This window comes from Amycolatopsis rhabdoformis, from assembly GCF_035918295.1.
In the GTDB taxonomy this organism is placed as follows: domain Bacteria; phylum Actinomycetota; class Actinomycetes; order Mycobacteriales; family Pseudonocardiaceae; genus Amycolatopsis; species Amycolatopsis rhabdoformis.
In genome coordinates, this window is sequence record NZ_CP142149.1 from 6,038,893 (window position 1) to 6,060,397 (window position 21,505).

Here is a 21,505-nt window from a genome sequence, read left to right on the forward strand (position 1 = left end):
CCCCCTGAAATAGGGCACCGGGCCACGCCGGGGGACATCCCCCGCCGCGCCCGGGGGTCAGCCCCATGCCGCCGACCGGCCGGGGCTGGCACCCTTGAGCGCATGCCCGCCACCGACGACCGGCCCCCGGCCGCCGCCCGTGTCCGCCGTCCCTGGTCGACGTCGGGCTGGCTGCTGCTGGTGCTCTTCGTCGTGTTCGGCTTCGGGCTCATCGCCTCGCGGCCCGCGTCGCCGCCGGACCAGGGCCCGCCGACCGGCGACGTGCTGGCCGCGCAGAACGCCATCGCCGCGCTGACCCACCCCGGCCCGCAGGCGACCGCGCTCGCGCTGCTGCCGAAGGACTTCACCGCCGTCAGCGGCATCACGCCCGGCGCGCTGCCCGCGCGCGACGGGACCGTTCGCGCCGTGCACGTCGACGGCGGGTGCTCCACGCCGTGGGGCGACGACAACACGAAGTGGGACTACGCGGTGCCGTGCAAGGCCCACGACCTGGGCTACGACCTGCTGCGCTACGCGGACAAGAAGGGCCACCCGCTCGACCAGAGCGTGCGGGCCTCGCTCGACGCGCGGCTGTCGCAGGACATGCACCACGCGTGCGTGGTGAACCCGATGGGCTCGGCGGGCACCTGCCAGGTCGTGGCCACGCTCTACTCGGCCGGGCTCGTGGTGAACTCGTGGCACCAGCGCTGGGGACCGCCGGTCGCCGACCCGATCGGGCCGATGGTCGCCGGCGTGCTGGTGATCGGCTGTCTGCTCGTGTTCCGGCTGCGCGGCTGGCACACCGCCCGGCGCACCACGCCGCGGCCCGTGCGCGCCGCCACCGGTCCCCTCACGCGCTGGGCTCTGCTCGGCGCCGCGTCGGCCGTGCTGCTCGTGCTCGGCGAATCGGCCACGGCGCTGGCCGACTGGGCGGGCGCGCCCGAGTCCTCGTGGTGGCCGCTGACCTGGCTCGCGCAGCTCACGCCGCTGCTGTTCTTCGCCGGCGGCTACGCGAACGTCACCGGCTGGCTGGCCGAACGCGACCGCGGCTACCGCCACTACCTCGCCGAACGCGCGAGTCCCCTGCTGCGGCCCGCGTCCATCTTCGCGGTGGTCGCCCTGCTCGTGCCGCTGGCGCTGGAACTGCTCGGCATCCCCGCCGGCACGAGCGCCACGGTGATGCGGATCGCGCTGCACCCGCTGTGGCTGCTGGGCGTGTACCTGCTCACGATCGTCGGCGCGCCCGTGCTGCTCGCCTTCTACCGCCGGGCCGGCCTGTGGTCGGTGGCCGGGCTGCTCGCGCTCGTCGTCGCCGGTGAAGGAACCGCGGCCTGGTCCGGTTCGCCGCTGCCCGGTTACGGCGCGACGCTGGCGTTGGCGCTGCTGGCCCAGCAGGTCGCCTTCGCCCACGCCGACGGCGTGCGGCTGCCGCGCCCGGTGCTGGCCGGGGCCGCCGTGGCCGGCGTCGGCGGGCTCCTCGTGGCCACTTTCGCGCTCGGCGCGTCACCGATCCTGCTCGGCAGCCCGGGTGCGCCGGCCGCGTTGTCGGCACCGCCGTGGGAGGTCCTGCTGCTCGGCATGACGCAGCTCGGGCTCGTCGGGCTGCTGGGCAGCCGTCTGCTGCGCGTCGCGGCACGGGCGCCGGTCCGCCGCGCGGCCGGTCTGGTGCTGCGCGCGCCGATGAGCCTCTACCTGGCGTTCCTCGCCGTGATGCTGCTGATCGTCGCCGTGGTGTACCTGCCGGGGCCGATCGCCGACGGGCTGAGCTGGCTCGTGCAGCCGCGCACCGCGATCGCGGTGGCGCTGCTGCTGGTGCCGGCCGGCCTCGTGTTCTGGTGGTTCGAACGCCACCCGCGCGCCACCGGCGGCGCTGCCGCGGCCCCACCGCCGCGGCCACGCGCGGACACCGGCTGGCGTCCGGTGCTGCTCACCAGGGCGGCGGCCGCGCTCGGCATCGGCTTCGCGACGCTCGGCGTGTTCGGGCTCGCGCTGGCCCGCTTCGGCGACGTGGCCGCCGACGCCGACTTCCTCGGCCTGCACCTCAACCCGGTGCAGAGCCTCGTGCACCTGCTGCTCGGCGTACTGCTGCTGCACACCGTCCGCACCGGCGCCACGGCGTCGGCCGGCACGTGGTTCGTGTGCGCGCTCGCCTGCGGGCCGGCGCTGATGGTGTCCTCGGCCGGCCCGCCCACCGTGGTGCTGCACGCGGCGACGGCGGCGTTTGCCCTGGTCGCGGCCACTTCGTGTCTTGTTCCCGGCCGTCGTGCTGCGAGCGCCACTCCTTGACGGGAAACTCGGAGCGCGACACGCGCTGCTCCGACCGGGCGAACGCGGCGCGGGTGGCGGACCATGGGTGGTGCAGGCCACACCGGGTGGGGGCGGTGCGAACCCACCGCAACCCGACACCTGCACCATGCGTCTCCAGGAAGGCGTCTCCCGGACAGCCGTCTCGACGCAGACCCGTGCCGGACAGACCGACGAGCAGAAGGAGCCGACCGCGTGGATCACCCGCCTCGGAACGGACAAGGCGGCCGACGCCCTGCCCGACCCTGGCAGGACCCGCCGGACCGCACCAGCGCGCGGAGGGTGCCGCCGCCCGGCCGCGAGCGTGCCGAGCCCCGTGGCCCCCGCGACGCCGAATACCGCCCGCGGCCACCGCAACGCCGGTCCGGCCCCCCGCCGCGGCGCTCGGGCCGGCGCGGCTCGCACCGCGGCGCAAAGATCACCCTCGCCGTGGTGTCGCTGCTGGTCATGGGCCTCACCGGCTACGCGTGGGCCTCGCTGCAGGGCCTGGTCAACGGCCTGAACTACGCCGACGTGATCAACCCCGCCTCGGGTGGCGACCAGCCCGCCGACGGCGCGCGCGACATCCTGCTGGTGGGCCTCGACAGCCGCACCGACGCCCAGGGCAACCCGCTCTCCCCGCAGCTGCTCGCCCAGCTGCGCGCGGGTGAGGCCGACGGCGAGCTGAACACCGACTCGCTGATCTTCGTGCACATCCCGAACGACGGCAGCAAGGCCGTCGCGATCTCGCTGCCCCGCGACAGCTACGTGAACATCCCCGGCTACGGCGAGCACAAGATCAACTCCGCCTACGCCCGCGCGATGCTGCAGGCCCGCAAGGACCTGCAGCAGCAGGGCGTGACGGACCCGAAGGAGCTCGACGTGAAGGCCAACCAGGCCGGCGCGAAAGAGCTGATCACCACCGTCGAGGCGCTCACCGGCTCCACGATCGACAACTACGCGGCGATCAACCTGCTCGGCTTCAGCGACATCACTCAGGCGATCGGCGGCGTCGACGTCTGCCTCAACGAAAACGTGGACGACTCCTACTCCGGCGCGAAGTTCACCAAGGGCGTGCACACGATCTCCGGCGTGCAGGCGCTCGAGTTCGTGCGCCAGCGCCACGGCCTGCCGCGCGGTGACCTCGACCGCGTGGTGCGCCAGCAGGTGTTCATGGCCGGCATGGCCCGCAAGGTGCTCTCGGCCGGCACGCTCACCGACCCGGGCAAGCTCAACGCCCTCATCGACGCCATCAAGAAGTCGGTGGTCCTCAACCAGAACTGGGACATCTTCAGCTTCGCCCAGCAGATGAAGGGCCTCACCGGCGGGCAACTCGAGTTCCGCACGATCCCGGTCGAGAACGTCGAGTACCACACGCCCAGCGACGGCGTGGCCATCAAGGTCGACCCGCAGCAGGTGAAGAAGTTCGTGCAGGGCGTCGCCGGGCCGCAGCCGGGTCAGCAGGCCCAGGCGCCGGCGCCGCAGACCGACGCGAACAAGGGCGTGACCGTCGACGTCCGCAACGCCTCGGGCCGCACCGGACTGGCCGCGAGCGTCTCGAAACAGCTCACCGGCAAGGGCTTCACCGCCGGCGACACGGCGAACGCGACCTCGCGCAAGACCACCGTGATCTGGGTGCCCTCGGGCGGGCAGGACTCCGGCAACGCCGTGGCCGACGCCCTCGGCACCAAGGCCACGGTGCAGGAGGACAAGAGCGTGTCCGCCGGGCACGTGATGGTGTTCCTCGGCTCCGACTACCAGCCGAGCGCCGACAACGCCGGGTCCGGCGCCTCCGCCGGCTCGGCCAACGCGCCCGCCGCCCCGCCCGCGGCGCCCCCGGCGTCGAGCGGCTCCGGCGCCGACGACCAGAAGCCGATCACGGCCAACGGCGTCCCCTGCGTCAACTGACCTGTTCAGCGCACCGCGTACGCCCGTTCGGAGCAGTCTGCGAAATCGTCACCAAAGACTTGGCCGAAACCGCGTAAGGAAAAGCGCACTGCCCACTTTCATACACGTGAGACGCGCACGCGTTCGCAGCCACGAGAGCGGACGCCGCGTGTGAGAGCGTGAGCAGGGCAGGGGACGAGGAAGTGGTGATCGACGCTGAGCACTACCAGCGGATACTCGGTGACGAGCTCCGCAAGCTCCGGCGCAGGCGAGGGTGGACGCGCAAGGAGCTGAACACGCATCTGCAGAGTGAGATCTCCCTGCAGACGCTGGCGACGTACGAGCTGGGCACCCGGCAGTGTTCCGTGGTGCGCCTGGTCGAGCTGTGCGTCGCGATGGACGAGCTGCCCCAGGACCTGCTCGCCAAGGTGCACCGCCGAGTGTTCGTGGAAGAACCCGGACGCGTGCGGGTGGACCTGCAGCGAGTGGTGGCCGAGGCCTCGCCCGAGCTGCTGCCGCTGCGCCGCTGGGCCGAGGACCGGCTGCGCCGCACCGACCAGGGTCCCGGTTCGGCTCCGGCCGGCACGGGACTGGGCTCGGCCGAGGTGTCGCTCGACCTGCCCGCGCTCGAGCGGATGGCCGAGCTGTGCGACCTGCCGGTGGTGGACCTGATCAGCCACCTGCGCAAGCTCGCGCCCGTCTGAGCCGGCTGCGCACCACCCGGCCGCGGTTCGCGGCCGGACCGGGGGCTTTCGCGTTGTCGAGGGTCGCGAAAGCCCCCGCACCCGCCTTCTTGACCGACCACGCCCACGGCCGTCCGTGGGTTTCTTCGGCGAGCCCGCGATCCGGGCCGCCCCCCGAACCACGAAGGGGACTTTCGCGCCTCCTCCCCTGCCGCGAAAGTCCCCTTCGTGCCCCCTGTTCTCAGCCGAGCAGCTCGTAGTCCTCGCGCCGGACGGTGCGGGTGTCGAGCCAGTACCGCCAGGTGAAGCCGGGCCAGATCGTGCGGTTCACGCCCTTCGCGTCGAGGTACCAGCTCTTGCAGCCGCCCTGGGTCCAGATGCCCTTTTCGAGCTTGCGCTGCACGTCGGTGTTGAACGCTTCCTGCACCTGCGGACGCGGGTCGAGCGCGTGGTCGCCCGCGAGCCGCAGCGCCTGCGCGATGTAGGAGATCTGGGCCTCGATCATGAAGACCACCGAGTTGTGGCCGAGGCCGGTGTTGGGGCCGAGCAGGAAGAACAGGTTCGGGAACCCGTTCACGGTGATGCCGAGGTGCGTGCGCATGCCCTCGGTCGCCCACTCCTTCGCGAGGTTGCGGCCTTCGCGCCCCACGATCTCGAGCGTGTCGAACGCGTCGGTCACGTGGAAGCCGGTTCCGTAGATGATCACGTCGACCTCGTGCTCCACCCCGGCGGCGTCGACCACGCTGTGCTCGCGGACCTCGGTCACGCCTTCGGTGACCACGTCGACGTTGTCCCTGGCGAGAGCCGGGTAGTAGTCGTTGGAGATCAGCACGCGCTTGCAGCCCATGGTGTAGTCGGGCGTGAGCTTGGCGCGCAGCGCCGGGTCGGCCACAGCCTGCTCGATGTTGCGCTGCGCGATCCGCTGGCCGAGCCGCATCACCCACGGCTGGCCGTTGAAGCCGATGGCGCGGGCCTCGAGGGCCCAGTAGAGGAAGTCGCGGTAGGCGCGCTGCGCGAGCGGCAGGGCCTTGAACAGGCCGCGCGTCCAGCCGGGCATGTCGTGGTCGGCCTTCGGCATCACCCACGGCGGCGTGCGCTGGAAGAGCGTGAGGTTCTCGACCTGCCCCACGATCTTCGGCACGAACTGCACCGCGCTCGCGCCGGTGCCGATCACGGCCACGCGTTTGCCGGTGAGGTCCACGCCGTGGTCCCACTGCGCGGAGTGGAACGCGGGGCCGGCGAAGCCCTCGATGCCCGGCAGGTGCGGGATCTGCGGCCGGTGCAGCGCGCCGACGCCGGCGACCAGGGCCTTGGCCACGAACTCGTCGCCGGACTCGGTGCTCACGTGCCAGCGGTTCTCGTCGGCGTCCCAGCGCGCGCCGGTCATCTCCTGGCCGAAGCGCAGGAAGCGGCGCAGGCCGTACTTCTCCGTGACGCCGCGCAGGTAGCTCCAGATCTCGGGCTGCGGCGAGTAGGCGCGCGACCAGCCGGGGTTCTGCTCGAAGGAGAACGAGTACATGTGCGACGGGATGTCGCACGCGCAGCCGGGGTAGCTGTTGTCGCGCCAGGTGCCGCCGACGTCGTCGGCCTTCTCGAGGATCACGAAGTCCTCGCGGCCCTCCTTGCGCAGCTGGATCGCCATGCCCAGCCCGGAGAACCCGGTCCCGACCACGATCACCCCGGTCTCGGTGCGGTTGCCCATGCGCCCTCCCGTTTAGTGTTACCCGAAGTCCATCCTACTTGGAGTAGGTTACTGGCGGTAGAGTGTTGCCGTGACCACCGCGAAACGCAAGCGCATGCCCCGGGCCGAACGCGAACGGCAGATGATCGAGGTCGCCGAACGGGTGTTCACCGAGCGCGGCTACGCGACGGCGTCGATGGACGAGATCGCCGAGCTCGTGGGGGTGTCGAAGCCGATGCTGTACGAGTACTTCCACTCGAAGGAAGGCCTGCTGCTGGCGTGCATCCGGCAGTCGCGAGCGGCGCTGCGCGAGGTCACCGAGCAGGCCACCGTCGGGGCGGTTTCGGCCGAAGACGCCCTGCGTCGCGGGCTGCTGGCGTTTTTCGTCTTCATCCGCGAGCGGCGCGAGGCCTGGTCGCTGCTGCGCCACGAGATGGCACTGATCGGCACCCCCGCGGCCGACGAGATCGAGCAGACGCGCCGGCAGCAGACCGACCTGATCGCCGCGCTGATGAGCGGCCACTTCGACGCCGAGGACGACCTGCGCGCCGAGGCGTCGGCCGAGTTCGTGGTCGGCGCGTGCGAGCGGCTGGCGATCTGGTGCGAACGCTTCCCGGACGTGACGCCCCAGATGGCGACCGACTACGCCATGGACATGCTCTGGTCCGGACTGTCACGACGCGCTCGCTGAGGTGCGCGTGAAAATGCACGCGCATTAGGCCATTCGGTCGTCACTCAGTGCGAATCCTCTCTCGTGTCTTGTGACACAGAGTTTTATTGCGGTATCGAGAACCCTGTACAAAGACTGATGGACAGTCGCGGGAGTGCGCGGGGGCGCAGAAATCGCGTCATGAGTGTGCGGTGGCCGAGTCTCGGCCAGTGACGCATGCTGATGGCGAGAGGGGTGAGGTAGTGGTGGAGACGATCACAGCGACGTACGCGCACGACAACGACGACTGGACGATCACCGTCAGTGGCCGCGGCGAGGCACGCACCGCGAAGGCGCCGGGCATCATCGCCGCGCGCGACCGCGCGGACCAGCTGGTGGACGAGCTCGCCCCGGAAGGGCGACCCACGGTCGTGCACCTGCTCAACGGGAGCGCACTGGAGTTCACCAGCTCGTACATGGCCGCGCGGCTCACGCTGCCGGACATCGAGCCACTGGAGGTGCCGCCTTCGGGTTCTTCGAAGCCGGCTACTACCGCTCCGGCTGGCGCTGCTGCTCCTGCTGGTTCTCCGGCTGCTGCCGCTTCGTCAGCTCCGGCCCCGGTGCCGGCTCCGGCCAAGCCTCAGCTGCCGCCGAGCAAGCAACTGCCGAAGGAAGTCGAAGACCGCAAGTCCGACACCTCCGCCGACAGCCCGACCAGCTCGACCGCGAAGCCGACCGTCTCGCCGCGCGCCTGACTTCTCCGGTTTTTGCGGCCTGACCAGGCCCACCTTCACGACGTCGGCAGATCTCTCCGCTGACGCCGGTTCTTGGCGTGCGCTCAGCGCGGCCCGTCGTCTCAGAGCGGTTTGGCGGCCTCGGTCGCTCGCGGGCCCGTGTCGGTCGCTCGCGGGCCAGTGGCCGTGGGTGTCATCGCAAACCTGGCTTCGACCCTCGGCAGGCCCTGTCGCCGCGACGCCACTCAGCGCGTCGCCGAGTCACTGCCGGACCGGATGTCGCTTTATCGATCTTTTCCGCCCAGCCACGCCTGAACGGACCCAATCGATCGGGCCCGCCCCGGCGTAGGGGTGGATCAGCGGAACAGCTTGCGGATCAGCAGCGCCACGATCAGCGCACCGACGCCGATCAGCGGGTACTTGACCTTGGGGTCGTCCAGCTTCGCGCGGATGCCGTCCCTGGCCTGGTCCGCGAGCTTCTGCGGGCTGGCCTTGGTGCCCAGCTGGTCGAGCGTCGCCGCCAGGGCCGTCCTGGCCTGCTCGATTTCACGCTCGATGGTCTCGGGGTCGCGCGCCACGTGCCCTCCTCGCCGCGTCGGACTGTAGGCGCCCACGTTAGAGGACGAGACCCCCCACCTGGCCAGCGGCCACGCCGAGCCACCCCGAACGTGGCTCGCGCTACCATTCCCGAGGCTTTCCCCGGGGTCGTAGCCCAATTGGCAGAGGCACACGGTTTAGGTCCGTGCCAGTGAGAGTTCGAGTCTCTCCGGCCCCACAATCTCTCTTGGACATGCGATGCCGAGTTGAGACCGCTCTGTTATGTAGCATGTGAACACAGTCAGGTGAGCGGTCAGCGCATCGGCCGTCCCTCCCTGCCCTCCGAGGCAGAAGGAGTGTCCGCCGGCAAAGTCCCGGAACCAGCACTCGGGCGCACCATGCGCCCGCCGCTGGCTCACCTTGTGGTCATGACCAATCTCGACGCCGCCCGTTCATCGGTGGACCGCTAGCCGTGCAGTGCACCTGCGCTCCTTCGGCGCCACTGTAGGTCTCGACCGCACGAGGCTCCGCAGCTCTCGATCGGCACAAGCTCGTGGACATCACCGGCGAGGACGAGCCCGTTACCCGCGAGCCCAGCCACGGCCGAAGTCCGGCCGCGTTCGCCAGCGACAGCCACTGTCCGAGCAGATGAGTCCTCGCGGCTTTGGGTGCACGCCGTCGCGGCCGGCAACAGCGGACGGGCGGTCGAACACTACCTTCTTCAGGCCCTCTGACATCCTGCAGGAGCGGACCCTCGCCGTCGCTGCCGGCAACCGACAGCCGCGGTCAAGCGGCCCGGTAGACGAGCCGTCCGGCATCACCGAAGCGGCCTTCTTCGACGAACACGGGTTGTCGGCTTCGCGCGGACGACAGCGCCGGTACCGAGCAGGCCGCCACTGATGGTGATGATCAAGGCCGCAATGGTGCCGTCGATGGGCACGCCCACGGCCACACGCATGCCGACGACGGCCGGAACGGTGAGGTACCCCCACAGCCCGGCGAGGGCCTTGCGGTAGCGACCGGGCGCCCTGCGCGCTCACGCGACGCGCTTCTGAAGCACGGCGTTGTCGTCGGCTCAGCTCTCAAGTGGACGGCCCGTCGAGACTGTCGAACTTGTCGTCATCAAGGAACTCCTCGGCCACGCCCGCATCGACGTCACCGCCCCGACATCCGCAACCTTCTCCAGGCCGCCTCCGTTGACTCCCTTGACGAATGGGTTCACATCATATTCCGAATAGGTGACCGCATTCCCGCTACCATCTACAGGCGGAAGAAGGGTCGTCTTGTCCCGGACATCATCCCCAAATAGACGCGACTTTCCCTGCCACTTGGGCAATCCGTGACCGGGAGGTGCAACACCATTCTGGTCAATGCGACCGAGCGCGGTCCATGCATTCTCCGGCGCAGGACCAGAACCAATCAAATTCGGACCGCATCCAGAATTTGGTGTCGAGGATAGCCAAGCAACTGGGAACGAACCGGAGTGGTGGACTAGAGCCGAAATCACCCGTCGAAGATGACCATCGCCGCCCACAGGCTGCGCGGCCACAACACCCTCCCCGCTTCGAGCTCGATCACCCGAGACGAGGTTCGCGCCAGCCGAACCGTGGCCGAGCTGACTTCACCACCAAGGCAGGGTTGCACCGCATCGCGAGCACGGCGACCTACTCACGCAACTAGCCGGCACCCGCGTGGCACCGCCAGGTCGATGAGTCACTGCCACCGAGTCGACGCGAGTCGGGGCAGCGACCCGCCCTCGACTCATCATCCGTCGACCGCACCACGTTCCGAGGAACCGACCATCATCAGCAGGGATGGCGCAGCGGAGACGAGGCCAGCCAAGTTCGGCCGCCGCGCCCGTTGTTCGACGGTTAAGCTAGCACCCAGTCAACTAAACTATCAGCCACCCTCAACATATCATCACCAGCCAAATACTCTCGATACTCCTCGTTAGGTGCAGCATCAACGTCGAGGTCCATCTTGGCAATTTGCGCCTCCCCGGAATCCCAAACAGTCAGATAAGAAATCCTTGAAGCGAATTCGACAGCGACTCCAAAGGAATTCTTGGCACGCCGCACTGCAGAGTCGAACACTTCAACCTTAGCCTCCTTTTGGGTCAGCATTACAATGTTTTCACTATGCCATTTCCTGAGGAGTGACGGTAGATCTTCCGTCATTTAACAGTTCCATCCCATTGAAGGTTCTTAAACGCCGGCATCTCTGGCGGCGGCAACCCCCGTTTGGCATTAAGCTTGCTGTAAATAGGGTGCTTTGGACCAGGGATTTGAGCCCACCCCGGTTCCCCAGCCGGTCGCAGCGACTCCGTTGGCACATCAAATTCGACATATCTACTACCCGACGGGGCTTGCTTGTGAAAGGCGTCGCGACTCGCTGGGCGCGCCACATAAGTAGAGGTCCCGTTGCTACCTGCTTGAACCTGTCCAGTGTCGATCATCGCCTGGTGCTCATCTGGCGACATCCATCTCCCGACCGTAGTCATATCTGCTTCTTCTGCAACTGCAGTATCGGCTCCCTCGGCGACGAGGTTTCGGCCTGCGGTGGTAGCCGCGCCTTCGAGCAGGTGGCCACCGGCCTCGGCGGCGATTTCGGCACCGTGGGCGGCGGCGCCGACGGGGATGAACCATGAGCCGACTTCGACGGCGCCCTTGGCGCAACCGAGGAGCTCGAAGTCGCTGATGCAGTTGTCTACGACGTCCTTGGCGCCGGAGTACTCGTAGATGTCCTCCCCGACGTCCTTGACGACGCCCCAGACCTTCCCCCAGAAACCACCGTCGTCGTCATCGTCGTGGTGCGCTGCGCCGCCCGATGCGCCGCGAGCCTTCTGCCCTGGCTGTTGCTTCCCGCCTGAGGGAGGAGTTCCGTGGTTGGCGTAAACCGACCTATCCCTGCAGCCGCAGATGTTCGAATTTTTATCCGGGCAGCTCCAGCCGCCGACGCGGCAGGCGTCGCCGCCGCTGATCGAGCCGTCGGCCTGGCGGCAGGCGCCGTCGGGTTGGAAGGGGCACAACCCGGACGGGTCGGACATCCCGACGGGGTTGTCGTTGGCGTAGGAGTAGCCGTTCATCTGCTGCGGGCTATCGGTGTTGAGCACCGGGTCGACCGTGGTGAAGCGGCCCGTCGTCGGGTCGTACTCACGAGCGCCGAGGTGCGTCAGACCGGTCGTGTTCTGGTAGCCGCCCAGGTAGCCGTGCTTGTCCGGCCACGTGGACGGGGCCGGGCCGCGCGACACGCCGTAGGGGTCCTGCCGGCGTTGGGTGACGGCGAGGGTGTCGGCGTCGACGGTGGCGTAGGTGGTGTTCTGGGTGTCGGTCATCGACCACGACAGGCCGGTCTTGAAGTTGCGCTCGGCGACCGGTGCGCCGTTGAAGGCGTAGAACCGCGTGCCCACCGTGCTGGAGGTGCCGATCGCGCGGAACAGCTCCAGGTCGTTCATCGTGAGGGTGGTGCCGGTCGCGTCCTTGGTGAACAGCAGGTTGCCGTCGGCGTCGTAGGTGTAGCTGGAGACCTTGCCGCTCGAGTCGGTGGCGGTGGCGATGTGGCCTTCGGCGTCGTAGGTGAAGGTCTGGCGCGTGTCGCCGGTGCCCTGGGTGAGGGTGCGGCCGGCCGGGTCGTAGGTGTAGTCGGAGTGGGTGCTGCCGTTCGGGCCGGTGGTGTCCAGTGCCTCGATCGCGTGCGGCTGAGGCTGCCCGGCGGCGGGGTAGGTCGACGTCGCGGTGGTGTCGCCGGCCGCGCCGTGCTGGGTTTGGGTGAGGCGGTTGCCGGTCGAGTCGTAGGCCCACGACGTCCAGTACGGTGCGGCGCCGCCGATACCCGTGACGCTGGGGGTGGTGGCGCAGTTGCCGGACGTGGGCGTGAAGGCCTGCGTCACGCGCTGCAGGTAGTCGTAGCTGAAGCACTGCGTGTCAGCCGGCGCGTCTTGCGGGGTGTCGGCGATGGAGGTGGTGTTGCCGGCCGCGTCGTAGTTGTAGAAGCGGTTGGCGATCATGAAGTTCGTCGAGGTGGCCCGCTCGGCCAGCGTCGTGGCCAGCCGGTTGGTGCCGTCGGCGTAGGTGTGGGTGACCGCGATCTGGTTGGGCAGGGTCGGGTCCTGGTAGTTGGTCCGCAGCACCTGCCCGTACGGGTTGTAGTCGGTCTCGGAGACCAGCAGGGTGCCGTTGCTCCCCGCGTCCTGGTAAGTGGTGGGGCTGTCGAGCGCGTCGTAGCCGGTGAGCATCGACTCGCTGGACAGGCCACCCGCGGCGGGACTGCCGAAGGACCGCAGAACGTCGCTGAGCGGGTCGTAGCGCCAGGAGAAGGCGTAGCTGCCGCCGAACCCGGTTTCGGTGATCGGAATGGTCTCCCGCGAACTGGTGACCCGGCCCGCCGTGTCGTAAGCGACGACGGTGTTGGTGTAGGTCTTGCCGCCGGCGAATCGGCTGGAGCTGGTGAGCTTGTTCTTCAGCACCGTGTCGTAGGTCCACGACGCGAGCTTGGTTCCGCTGGTGGAATCCTGGTATTCGGCGGTTTTGCGGCCGAGGTTGTCGTAGGTGTAGGCCAGGGTGCGGCCACTGGCGTCGGTGCTGGACAGCATCCGGCCGTCGTTGTCGTAGGTGAAAGAGCTCGCGCCGGTGTCCGGGTCGGACGCGGAGGCTTTTCGGCCCAGCAGGTCGTAACCGGTGGTCCACGTGTTGTGACCGGTGGCGTCGGTGGTCGAGGCGAGCTGGCCGTCGGGGGTGTAGGTATAGCTGGTGGTGTCGGCCGGGTCGCCGGGGTTGGTGTGGGCCGGGTCCTTGTACTGCGCCAGCTGGACTTTCTGACCCAAGCCGTTGGTGATGACGCTGCTGGCGGTCCCGCCCTTCGGCGGGACGGTGGTGGTGCGGTCACCGTCGTAGGCGGTGGTGGACCGCCACTGTTCCGTGCCGTACAGCTGATAAGCCGACGCGGTTGCGCGTCCGGCACTGTCGAAAGTGGACACCGTGGTGCTCGGCACCGTGTTGTCCGCGACCGCCAGCAGGGTCGTCCCCGGCCCGGAATCGCCGTTCCAGTAGGCGTCGTGCGTCTTCCACGGCCGGCCGTGGGAGTCGAAGAAGGTGTCGGTGACGACCCGGCCGCCTTGCGCGTACGAGGTCGGCGCCTGGGTTTGCACGGTGCGGCCGAGTCCGTCGACCAACGCGTACGTGGTCGTGTACTGGCTGTTGGACAGGAGCGTGTTCGTGGCGACGACGCTGGGCTGGGTGTTGCTGACCGTGTAGGTGTAAGTGGTTTTGGCCGGGGCGTTGGTGCCCTTGTTGTGTCCCGGTGGCCAGAGCGCGGTCAGCCGGCCCAACGCGTCATACGTCGCGTCGGTGCGCAGCCCGCTGTTGTCGACCTCGCCGGTGGTCGCCCCGGTGACCGGGTCGAGGTACCGGGTCGAGGTGAACTTGGTGGTGTCGGTGCCACTGACCTGGGGTGTGGTGGTCGCGACCTGGGTCAGCGGCCCGCCGGTGGCCGGGGTGAAGGCGGTGGTGGTGGTCAGGCCCAGGGAGTCGGTCGCGGACACCGCGCGGCCGTAGTTGTCGAAGCTGGTGACGGTGGCCGGCGACAGGAAGTGCTCCGCACCGCCCGCGGGCCAGGAATCGACCGTGTCGGTCTGGGTGACGTCACCGACCGTCGGCGCGGCGCCGAACGGCTGGTGGTCGAAGGAGGACCGGGTGTCCGAAACGATCGTGGCGCTGCCGGCGGCTGTGGCGCAGGTGCCGGACGTCGTCTGGACCTGGCTCACGTAGTTGATCAGGAACGCGGTGGTGTTCGGTTCGTAGGTGGTGCGGGCGCACGTGGCCTGGTTCGGATCGGCGATGTCGCCGTCGTCTTCGACCTGGTTGACCAGCCCGTAGTTGCCGAAGGTGTTGATCGTGCGAGTGGTGCGCCAGCTGTTGGTGGCGGCGATCCACGTGCGGGTCCGGGTGGTGCCCGTGCCGGTGTAGACGGCCTGCAAACCGTTGGCGTCCGTCGCGTTCGGCGCGGAGATCCACGGGTCGTTGATCGTGTCGCCGATGACCGTGCCGCCGAGATAGGTCAGCGACTCGCGGGTGAAACTGGGCAGCGCCTTGCTGTCCGGGATGACTTCGCCGAGGCTGTCGGTCACCGACGCGCTCCGCTTACCGCCGCCGGGCAGCGTGTCCCCGTCCATGCCGCGCAGGTACAGCGTCTGGGTGACCGTCGGGGGTCCGGACGGATCGCTCGTGGCCTGCCCGACGGTCGTCTTGACCGTGCCGTAGCCGCGCCACATCGACCACGTGCGAGTCTTCGGGTCGGAGAGGAAGTTCTCGTCGTAGTGCCAGGCACCGCCGCCGAGGTAGTCGTAGTGCGTCACGGTCTGCTGGGACAGAGCCGAGCCGGCGCCGCCGCTGCCGGCGATGCGGCCGTCCTCGGTGATGTCCGTGACCAGGTACTTGTTGAACCAGTCCAGCACCGGATCGGTCGCACCACCCGGAGTCCAATAGACCGGGTAGCAGGCCAGCGTGTTCGCTTCCGGGGCCGGCATGGTCATGCCGGGGGTGCATTGCGGGTCGGCGTACTTGACCGTGGTGACGCCGCCCTCCTCGTTGGTGACGGAGTCGATCCGGTTGCGGGTCAGCGCGGTGTAGTCGGTGCTCGGGTTGACGCGGTTCGCCAGGGCCTTCGGGTGGAAGGTCACCGGCGGCAGGCTGATCGAACCGCCGGCCTTACCGGTCTGGGTGACCGAATCCAGCCACATCGCCGGGCTGGACCCGTCGCCGCTGGCGGGGAACGACTGGGCCAAGGCCCACTGGCTCACGGTCTTCCAGCCGGTGCCGCCATCGGTGACCTGCGTGCTGACCGACGTGATCCGACGGCGCGAGAAGAACGCCGGCGACACGTTGGGGCAAGCCACGCCCTGGGCACAGATCTGGTCGGCGGGCACGTCGGGCCACGACGCCGCGTTGGCGGTGGTGAGCTGGGCCGGATCACAGGTGACGGCGCCGCCGGGCACGCACCGTTCGGCCGTGTCGAACACGATCTGGTCGGGTGCGTGCGTGTACACGCTCGCGACCCGGGTGTTGAAGCCGTACTCGATGCGCAGCAGGTAACCGCCGCGCACGTACGACGTGCCGGCGCTGGTGGTGTTCAGGTTCAGCCCGTAGTAGTTGGTCTCGGGCTGGTAGTAGAACGTCGTGGCGTTGCCGTGCGGGTCGACCACGTAGTCGAGGTTCCAGCGCCACGCCTGCTGACACCACGACGCGGCGAACGTGGCCGCGTTGCAGGGTTCGTTGGTGTTGTTGCCGAAGACCGGTTCGGTCCACGTGGACTGGGTTTCGGGGTTGCCGGCCTGCCAGCCTGGCAGGTGGTTGAGCCCGAAGAAGTACTGGGTGCCGTCCACAGTGGTCAGCTTCCAGTGCTCGCCTCCCTGGGCACCGTTGCTCGCCCCGGACAGCTTCTCCACGCGGGAACCGTCGTCGGCCCGCAGGTGCCAGGTACCGGTGGCGGTGTCCTTCACCAGGTCGGTCGTCCGGCCCGCCAGCGACAGGGTCGCGTTGTCGGTCGCCCAGCACAGGTCGCCGGTCTTGGTCTGGCCGTTGTTTCCGCCGAGATCGTCGCCGCAGGACTTGTACGACCGCTCGATGTACCCTCCGCCGCCGAGGGACCAGCCGTCACCGATCGTCGACGCCTGGTTGTTCGTCGCCGACGTCAGGCCGTCCACAGCGCCCGAGGAGTACTGCAACGACACCGACGGCGCCGCCGCACCCAGACCCGCCGGGGCCGAAAGCGGGTAGGAGTAGTTGAATTCACCCGAGGAAGTACCGGCGGTCCACGACCCGGCCGGCGCGAGGCTCGTCGCCTTGAAGTCCCCGCCGCCACTGGACGTGTCCGGCGTGGCCGCGAGCACCGTCGCCGACGCGGCTGCCATCGGAGCGAGGGTCACTTCGCCGGCAAGCTGCCCGGTCTTGGCATCGTTTGCCGACGCTACCGGAGTTCCGGTGCGGCACTCGGGCTTCTCCGGAGTGCTCACCACACAGGCCGGATACTGCTCGAACCGCAGTCGGCTACCGAAGTCAGCACCATAGGCGCCGGCGAACGACCGGTAGTCCACAACGACCTCGACCGGCCCCGACGTGTCACCCGACACCGGGGCGACCTGCACCAAGGTTCCGCGGATACCGGCCTTGTCGGCCACCGCGTGATCCACCGTGGTGACCTCGACCCGGGCCGCCGCGTGCTTCTGCGGCGCCTTGGCCGCCGTCGCACTGTAGGCACCGGTGCGGCTGTCACGGCCGTGGCCGCGAGTCACCGACACCTGCTTCCCCGCGGCCACCCGCTTCGGCGACGCAGCACCCTGCGCGGTGGCCGGCAGATCCACCTGGACTTTGCCCGCAGCGGGCCAGTGCACCGCCGGAGCGGGCGCCGACTCAGGAGCCGACAGCGCACCGCCGGACAACGCCTTCACATCCTTGCCCGCCACCGAATGCTCGGCCTGCAGTGCGGGCAGATCCCATCCCAACCCGTGCCAGCCGGTCGGCGACGCGACCGCTTCCTGGCTCGACGCCAGCATGATCGCCGCGACGGCGACCGCCGTCGTGCGCACCCATCTCCTGATCCGAAAACTCCGTCTCGAGACGGTCATGATGGTCATCACCCTTGTCTGCACAGGTGGAACACGAAGAGGAGGAAGGCCACTGGCCGACTAGAAGTTCTGACGACCGAACGTCGCGCCGGGATCGTCCGTGATGGCGTCGTCGGCGAGATCCTTGGTCGTGCGAACGCCCTGGTACACCCGCACGCCGGCGACACCGCCGTACCATTGGTCGGAGCGTTGGCCGTTCCACGTGCCGCGCCCGATCACGAGGTCGCCGGTACTGGGGCGACTGATGACGCCCTGACCACCGGTCGTGTTCAGGAAAGTGTTTTGCTTGACGCCGTTGACATAGAACGCCATCGTGCCGGTCGACGCGTCATAGGTGGCCGCGAGGTGAACCCAGGTGTTGTCGACAGCATCGGCGTCACTGACCGCCCACCACGCCCCGTCCGCAGTAGGCGACGTGCTGATGAGCATCGTCCACTTGGGATGCGCGACACCGTTCGCGTCCGGCAAACTGTGGTAGCCGAGCAGCCCGGCGGAGAACTGCGCATCATCCACGCCCACCACGGCTCGCCCGGACGGGTCGATCGCGCCGTGCGCGGCCACGTCATCGGAGTTCCAGGAGTGATACGCCCACGCTTCGACGGTGTAGGACTTGTCCGTGCGCAGGTTCGCCGGCCGGGCAGCATCGACCAGTCCCGTGCCGGAAATGTCGAACCGCGCGGCACACGCGTTGTCGTCCGAAGCGAGGCTGACACCGCCAGAGCCGGCTGCGGTCGCTTTGCTGATCGTGTCGAAGTAACGGTGGGCGTAGAGGCCCGCGACCTGGTCATCGGTCAGCACCTGACCCCACGCCTGGACCTGGTCGACTGAGCCCTTGAAGAAGTTCCCGATGCCGATGTTCGATCCGATCGTGAACGCGTCCTCCGCGCTCCACACGGTGGGAACGGTGTTCTGGCCCTCGAGCTTTCCGTTGACGTACAACCGGACTCGCATCGACGCCTGGTCGAAAACCCCGGTGAGCAGCGTCCAGGCCCCGACCTGTGGCGCCTCGCTGCCCAGTGCCCAGTGGTAGTTGTCGACGGAGACGTCATCGGCCGTGGTCATCCCGAAGACCCACCGATTGACGTCGGGCGAGAAGCGCAGCTGGAACGCCGCGGTGCTCTGCCCGCCCTGGGTGAACAGCGTGTAGTAGCCGTTCGCGTCGTCCAGTTTGGCCCACGCGGACACGGTGAACGACTGCGTCGTGTCCACCGCCGGAGCGGCGGTGGCGTAGCCGGTGGACCCGTCGAAGTGGACGGCGCCCGTGGCCTGGCCCGCGGTCCAGGCATAGCCGCCGTTGAGGGTCATGGTGTTGCCGAACGCGCTGGTGTCGTTGGCCGTGGTGCCGGTGCCGTCATCGAAGGCCCAGTTGCCCTGCAGCGACGGGACAGTCGTGCCGAGCACGTCGGTGCAGCCCTCCGCCAGGCCGTATTTCGCCAGCGGCACCGCGGCGTTGGCAAGATCGTGCGCGTCCTGCGCGGACAGCACCCGCTGCCACACCTGCACGTCGTCGACCTGGCCGGCCAGGAAATCAGCCCGGGCCCCGTTGTACTTGCCCGCCCCGATCACCAGGTTCCCGGCTGCGCCCCAACTCGTGATGACGTTGGTCGCCTGCTTCACGCCGTCGACGTAGAGCGTCATCGTGCCCGTCGACGCGTCGTACGTGCCGGCCACGTGAGTCCAAATCCCCAGCGCAGGGGACTTCGTCGACTTCGCCCGGATCACACCGGCGTTGGCCTGGTCGGCGGACAGCATGCTGAACGCCCACGCGTTGTCGGCCTTCGAATACTGCAGGTAGAAACCGCTGCCCTGGTTCCCGTCCTGCGAAAGCACAGTCTGGAACCCGTTGGTGTTGGCCAGTTTGACCCACGCACCCACGCTGAAGGACTTCGTCGTGTCGAGCACCGACCCGGTGGTGTTGACGTAGCCAGTGGATCCGTCGAGAGTCAGCGCGCCCTTGGTGCCTTCGCTGTAGCCGGCGGTGTCGGGATGGGTCCAGGCGTTGCCGTGGTCGTAGCCGGCGACCCAGTCACCACCGGCGATCAGGCTCGCGGTGTGCACGGCCAGGCCGTCGTTGTTCGGTGTGGTGTTCGCGGTGTCGGCCAGGATCCGGCCGCCCATCTCGTCCAGCGGCCACGCTCCCACCAAACCGACAGAAGGGGTGTAAGGCTGCACGTGGAAGGAACACGAAGCGGCTTCGAGGTTGCCGCTGGTGACACAGGTGGCGTCGGGGCCAGGGGTGCCGGCCTTGTTCACCGCCTTGACCTTGATGAAGTTCTGGTTGCCGTTGATCGCCAACGCGGACAGGTCGGCCGTGGCAACAAGGTTGCCACTCGCATCCGTGCCCTGGGTCGCCTTGACACTCGGCGATCCCTGCGGCTGGGGCTCGGAACCGTCGGTCGTGTAGATGAACCGGTCGACGTCGTAGAACCCGGCGGTCGCCATGCTCGCCGAAACACCGAAGTGGACACTGTCGTTCTGGTGCTCCGGCGCCGTGCCGGTCATGCTCACCGCCGGAGCCCTCGGCACCGACGAGTCCACAGTGAACTCGCAGTTGCCCACCCACGGCGACGCCAGCTGACCGTCGCTGACCTGCATCGACCAGTTGTAGACGCCGTCACCCCCGATCCACCCGGTGGGGACAGCGGCCAGCTGCGCGGTCGCGGCCTGGTTGGGACCCGGAGTACCGACCGTCACGGGGTTCGCGCTGTTGTTGTGGACGTTGGTGCTGCTGCCCGCGGTGCCGGCACCCATCGAGAAGCTGGCCAGCAGCGTGCCGCCGTCGGGGTCGGACACCGCGCCGACCAGCTGCGGTGTCTTCGTGGCCACCCACGGCCGGCTCGTGCCCTGGACGCACTTCGCGGTGCCGTTCTGCATCGACAGGTTCGCCGGCGAGTTCGGGTAGGAGTCGTAGTCAACCTGAAAGTACGGGTTCAGATCGAACCGGCGCCACGCCGCGGTCGTACCTTCGTCGTGAGCCGCGAGGGCGAACCAGGCGCTCTGCCAGTGGTTCGCCGCCGCGTCCTGCGCGGCCTTCAGCGCGTCGAACTGCCCAGAAACGTTCGGCGCGTCGTGGCAGTTCGCCACGTTCATATCCGACACGAAGTACGGCCAGCTCGGCTGCTGGTTCCACGTCGTGCCGCTGGTGGCGGGGTTCGAGATCCACAGACCGGTCGGCTGAGGGCTGCAGCTGTAACTGTGCTGGATCGTGGTGTTCAGGGTCGCGGACTTGATCACCGTGCCGCCGAGGCGCGAGGTGTTCATCTGGATGTACGACCGCGACTTCCCCGCGCTGTCGTAATCCTCGTACCCGGCCTTCAAGTTCGCCAGGTCCCCCGTGGACGCGTTCCAGTTGTGCGCGTCGGGGAACCCCGACTGCACCACGACGTGCGACTGGATGCCACAGGAGGTGCACCAGTTGTCCGGGTCCAGCGACACCGGGTACTTCGTCTTCGGGTCGGCGAGGAACGCTTCGTCCGGGCTGATCGTGACCTTGTCCGGGGTGAGCGAGAAGTCCATCACCGCCTCACGCCGGCCGCCGCCTTCACCCAGCTGCTGCTCGGCCGCCGAGCCCTTGCCGGACGAGTCCCACATCCTCGAGGCGTCACCGGCGAACATGACCTCGCCGCTGGAGTTCTTGACTTCGAGGCCGTCCGTCGGCGCCTTCTGGGCCGGTGTACCGCGCCCGTCGCCTTCAGCCACGGACACGGTGGCGTCGTGCGTGTATAGCCCGAACGGCACGTCCCGCAGCTTCGGGTTCTTCGCCGCTTCAGGGGTCTTGATGACGAGGTTCTCGGTGTAGCCCTCGGTCGCCGCCTTGACCGTCAGGTCGACACCCGGAAGAACCTCGGAGTACGTGGCAGTGTCCCCGGCAAGAGCGGGCGCCGGCAGGTCACTGGTCCACTTCAGACCGACCGCGGTGCCGTCTTCCCCCGCCTGGACAATGGGTTTCGCCGCGGAACCAGCGCCGCCCGGGTTGAGGCTGACGTCCACCGCGACGGCCTTCGGACCGATCGAACCATCGGGTCTTCGCTCGAGCGTCGTGTCGATCGGGGTCCACGTCGTGCCCTGCTTGACCCGCACGGGGTTCGTGTACTCCGTCAACGTCCACGAACCATCCGGGTTCGCCACCGTCTTCGACGTCTCCGTGGTCTCGGACGACACCTCGACCTGCTTATGTCCCACCCGGGCGTACGCCGTCGCCGTCGCCTCATCCGGCGCCGAGTTCGGAACGCTCGCGGCCGGCGCCGCGAGAACCGGCTGCACCAACGCCACCGAGCTCAACACAACCGCAGCCGTCACCACGACAGCGCGCCAACGCACACCAACAGAACGCACGAAATTCCCCTCGCCAAGAGCACCAGCCAACCTGCTGGGCCCCCGACGAACCCGAGATCACTTTGCCAAACGGCATTACTCTCGGAAATAGACCAAGCGGCGTATTCAACGGATCTT

10 protein-coding genes and 1 tRNA gene are annotated in these 21,505 nt (G+C 68.6%); 6 read left to right on the forward strand and 5 right to left on the reverse strand.

Annotation, left to right across the window (positions count from 1 at the left end):
- Positions 1-102: 102 nt before the first annotated feature.
- The 3 genes from VSH64_RS27665 to VSH64_RS27675 all read left to right on the forward strand — a co-directional run bounded on the left by VSH64_RS27665 (position 103) and on the right by VSH64_RS27675 (position 4,853).
- The gene (locus tag VSH64_RS27665; protein ID WP_326565643.1) at positions 103-2,265 is read left to right on the forward strand and encodes a phospholipase A2; all 2,163 of its coding nucleotides are present in this window, start codon (positions 103-105) and stop codon (positions 2,263-2,265) included.
- Positions 2,266-2,478: 213 nt separating this feature from the next.
- Positions 2,479-4,170, forward strand: a complete 1,692-nt coding sequence (locus tag VSH64_RS27670; protein WP_456062083.1) for an LCP family protein — start codon at positions 2,479-2,481, stop codon at positions 4,168-4,170.
- A gap of 182 nt (positions 4,171-4,352) precedes the next feature.
- Positions 4,353-4,853, forward strand: coding sequence for a helix-turn-helix transcriptional regulator (locus tag VSH64_RS27675; protein ID WP_326838036.1), 501 nt, complete (start codon positions 4,353-4,355; stop codon positions 4,851-4,853).
- Between the two features lie 220 nt (positions 4,854-5,073).
- Here VSH64_RS27675 and VSH64_RS27680 read toward each other — a convergent pair whose 3' ends face one another.
- Entirely contained in the window at positions 5,074-6,534 is a 1,461-nt protein-coding gene (locus VSH64_RS27680) for a flavin-containing monooxygenase (RefSeq protein ID WP_326565644.1), read from the reverse strand.
- Positions 6,535-6,604: 70 nt separating this feature from the next.
- Here VSH64_RS27680 and VSH64_RS27685 point away from each other — a divergent pair, with 70 nt between their 5' ends.
- Together VSH64_RS27685 and VSH64_RS27690 are read left to right on the forward strand one after the other, a co-directional pair.
- On the forward strand, positions 6,605-7,204 hold the full coding sequence (locus VSH64_RS27685) for a TetR/AcrR family transcriptional regulator (protein ID WP_326565645.1): 600 nt from the start codon (positions 6,605-6,607) through the stop codon (positions 7,202-7,204).
- A 224-nt stretch (positions 7,205-7,428) separates the two neighbouring features.
- Complete coding sequence (locus VSH64_RS27690) at positions 7,429-7,917, forward strand: hypothetical protein (RefSeq protein WP_407655565.1); 489 nt, start codon at positions 7,429-7,431, stop codon at positions 7,915-7,917.
- Positions 7,918-8,252: 335 nt separating this feature from the next.
- Here VSH64_RS27690 and VSH64_RS27695 read toward each other — a convergent pair whose 3' ends face one another.
- Entirely contained in the window at positions 8,253-8,474 is a 222-nt protein-coding gene (locus VSH64_RS27695) for a DUF3618 domain-containing protein (protein WP_326565647.1), read from the reverse strand.
- A gap of 123 nt (positions 8,475-8,597) precedes the next feature.
- Here VSH64_RS27695 and VSH64_RS27700 point away from each other — a divergent pair.
- Positions 8,598-8,671 (forward strand) — tRNA-Leu (locus VSH64_RS27700).
- A gap of 1,633 nt (positions 8,672-10,304) precedes the next feature.
- Here VSH64_RS27700 and VSH64_RS27705 read toward each other — a convergent pair.
- The 3 genes from VSH64_RS27705 to VSH64_RS27715 all read right to left on the reverse strand — a co-directional run bounded on the left by VSH64_RS27705 (position 10,305) and on the right by VSH64_RS27715 (position 21,325).
- On the reverse strand, positions 10,305-10,610 hold the full coding sequence (locus tag VSH64_RS27705) for a hypothetical protein (protein WP_326565648.1): 306 nt from the start codon (positions 10,608-10,610) through the stop codon (positions 10,305-10,307).
- Positions 10,607-17,014 carry an RHS repeat domain-containing protein gene (locus tag VSH64_RS27710; protein ID WP_326565649.1) on the reverse strand — a complete coding sequence of 2,136 codons (6,408 nt, stop codon included), beginning with the start codon at positions 17,012-17,014 and terminating at the stop codon, positions 10,607-10,609. Before VSH64_RS27710 ends, VSH64_RS27705 begins: the two co-directional genes overlap by 4 nt.
- Positions 17,015-17,113: 99 nt before the next feature.
- On the reverse strand, positions 17,114-21,325 hold the full coding sequence (locus VSH64_RS27715; protein ID WP_326565650.1) for a LamG-like jellyroll fold domain-containing protein: 4,212 nt from the start codon (positions 21,323-21,325) through the stop codon (positions 17,114-17,116).
- Positions 21,326-21,505: the final 180 nt, after the last annotated feature.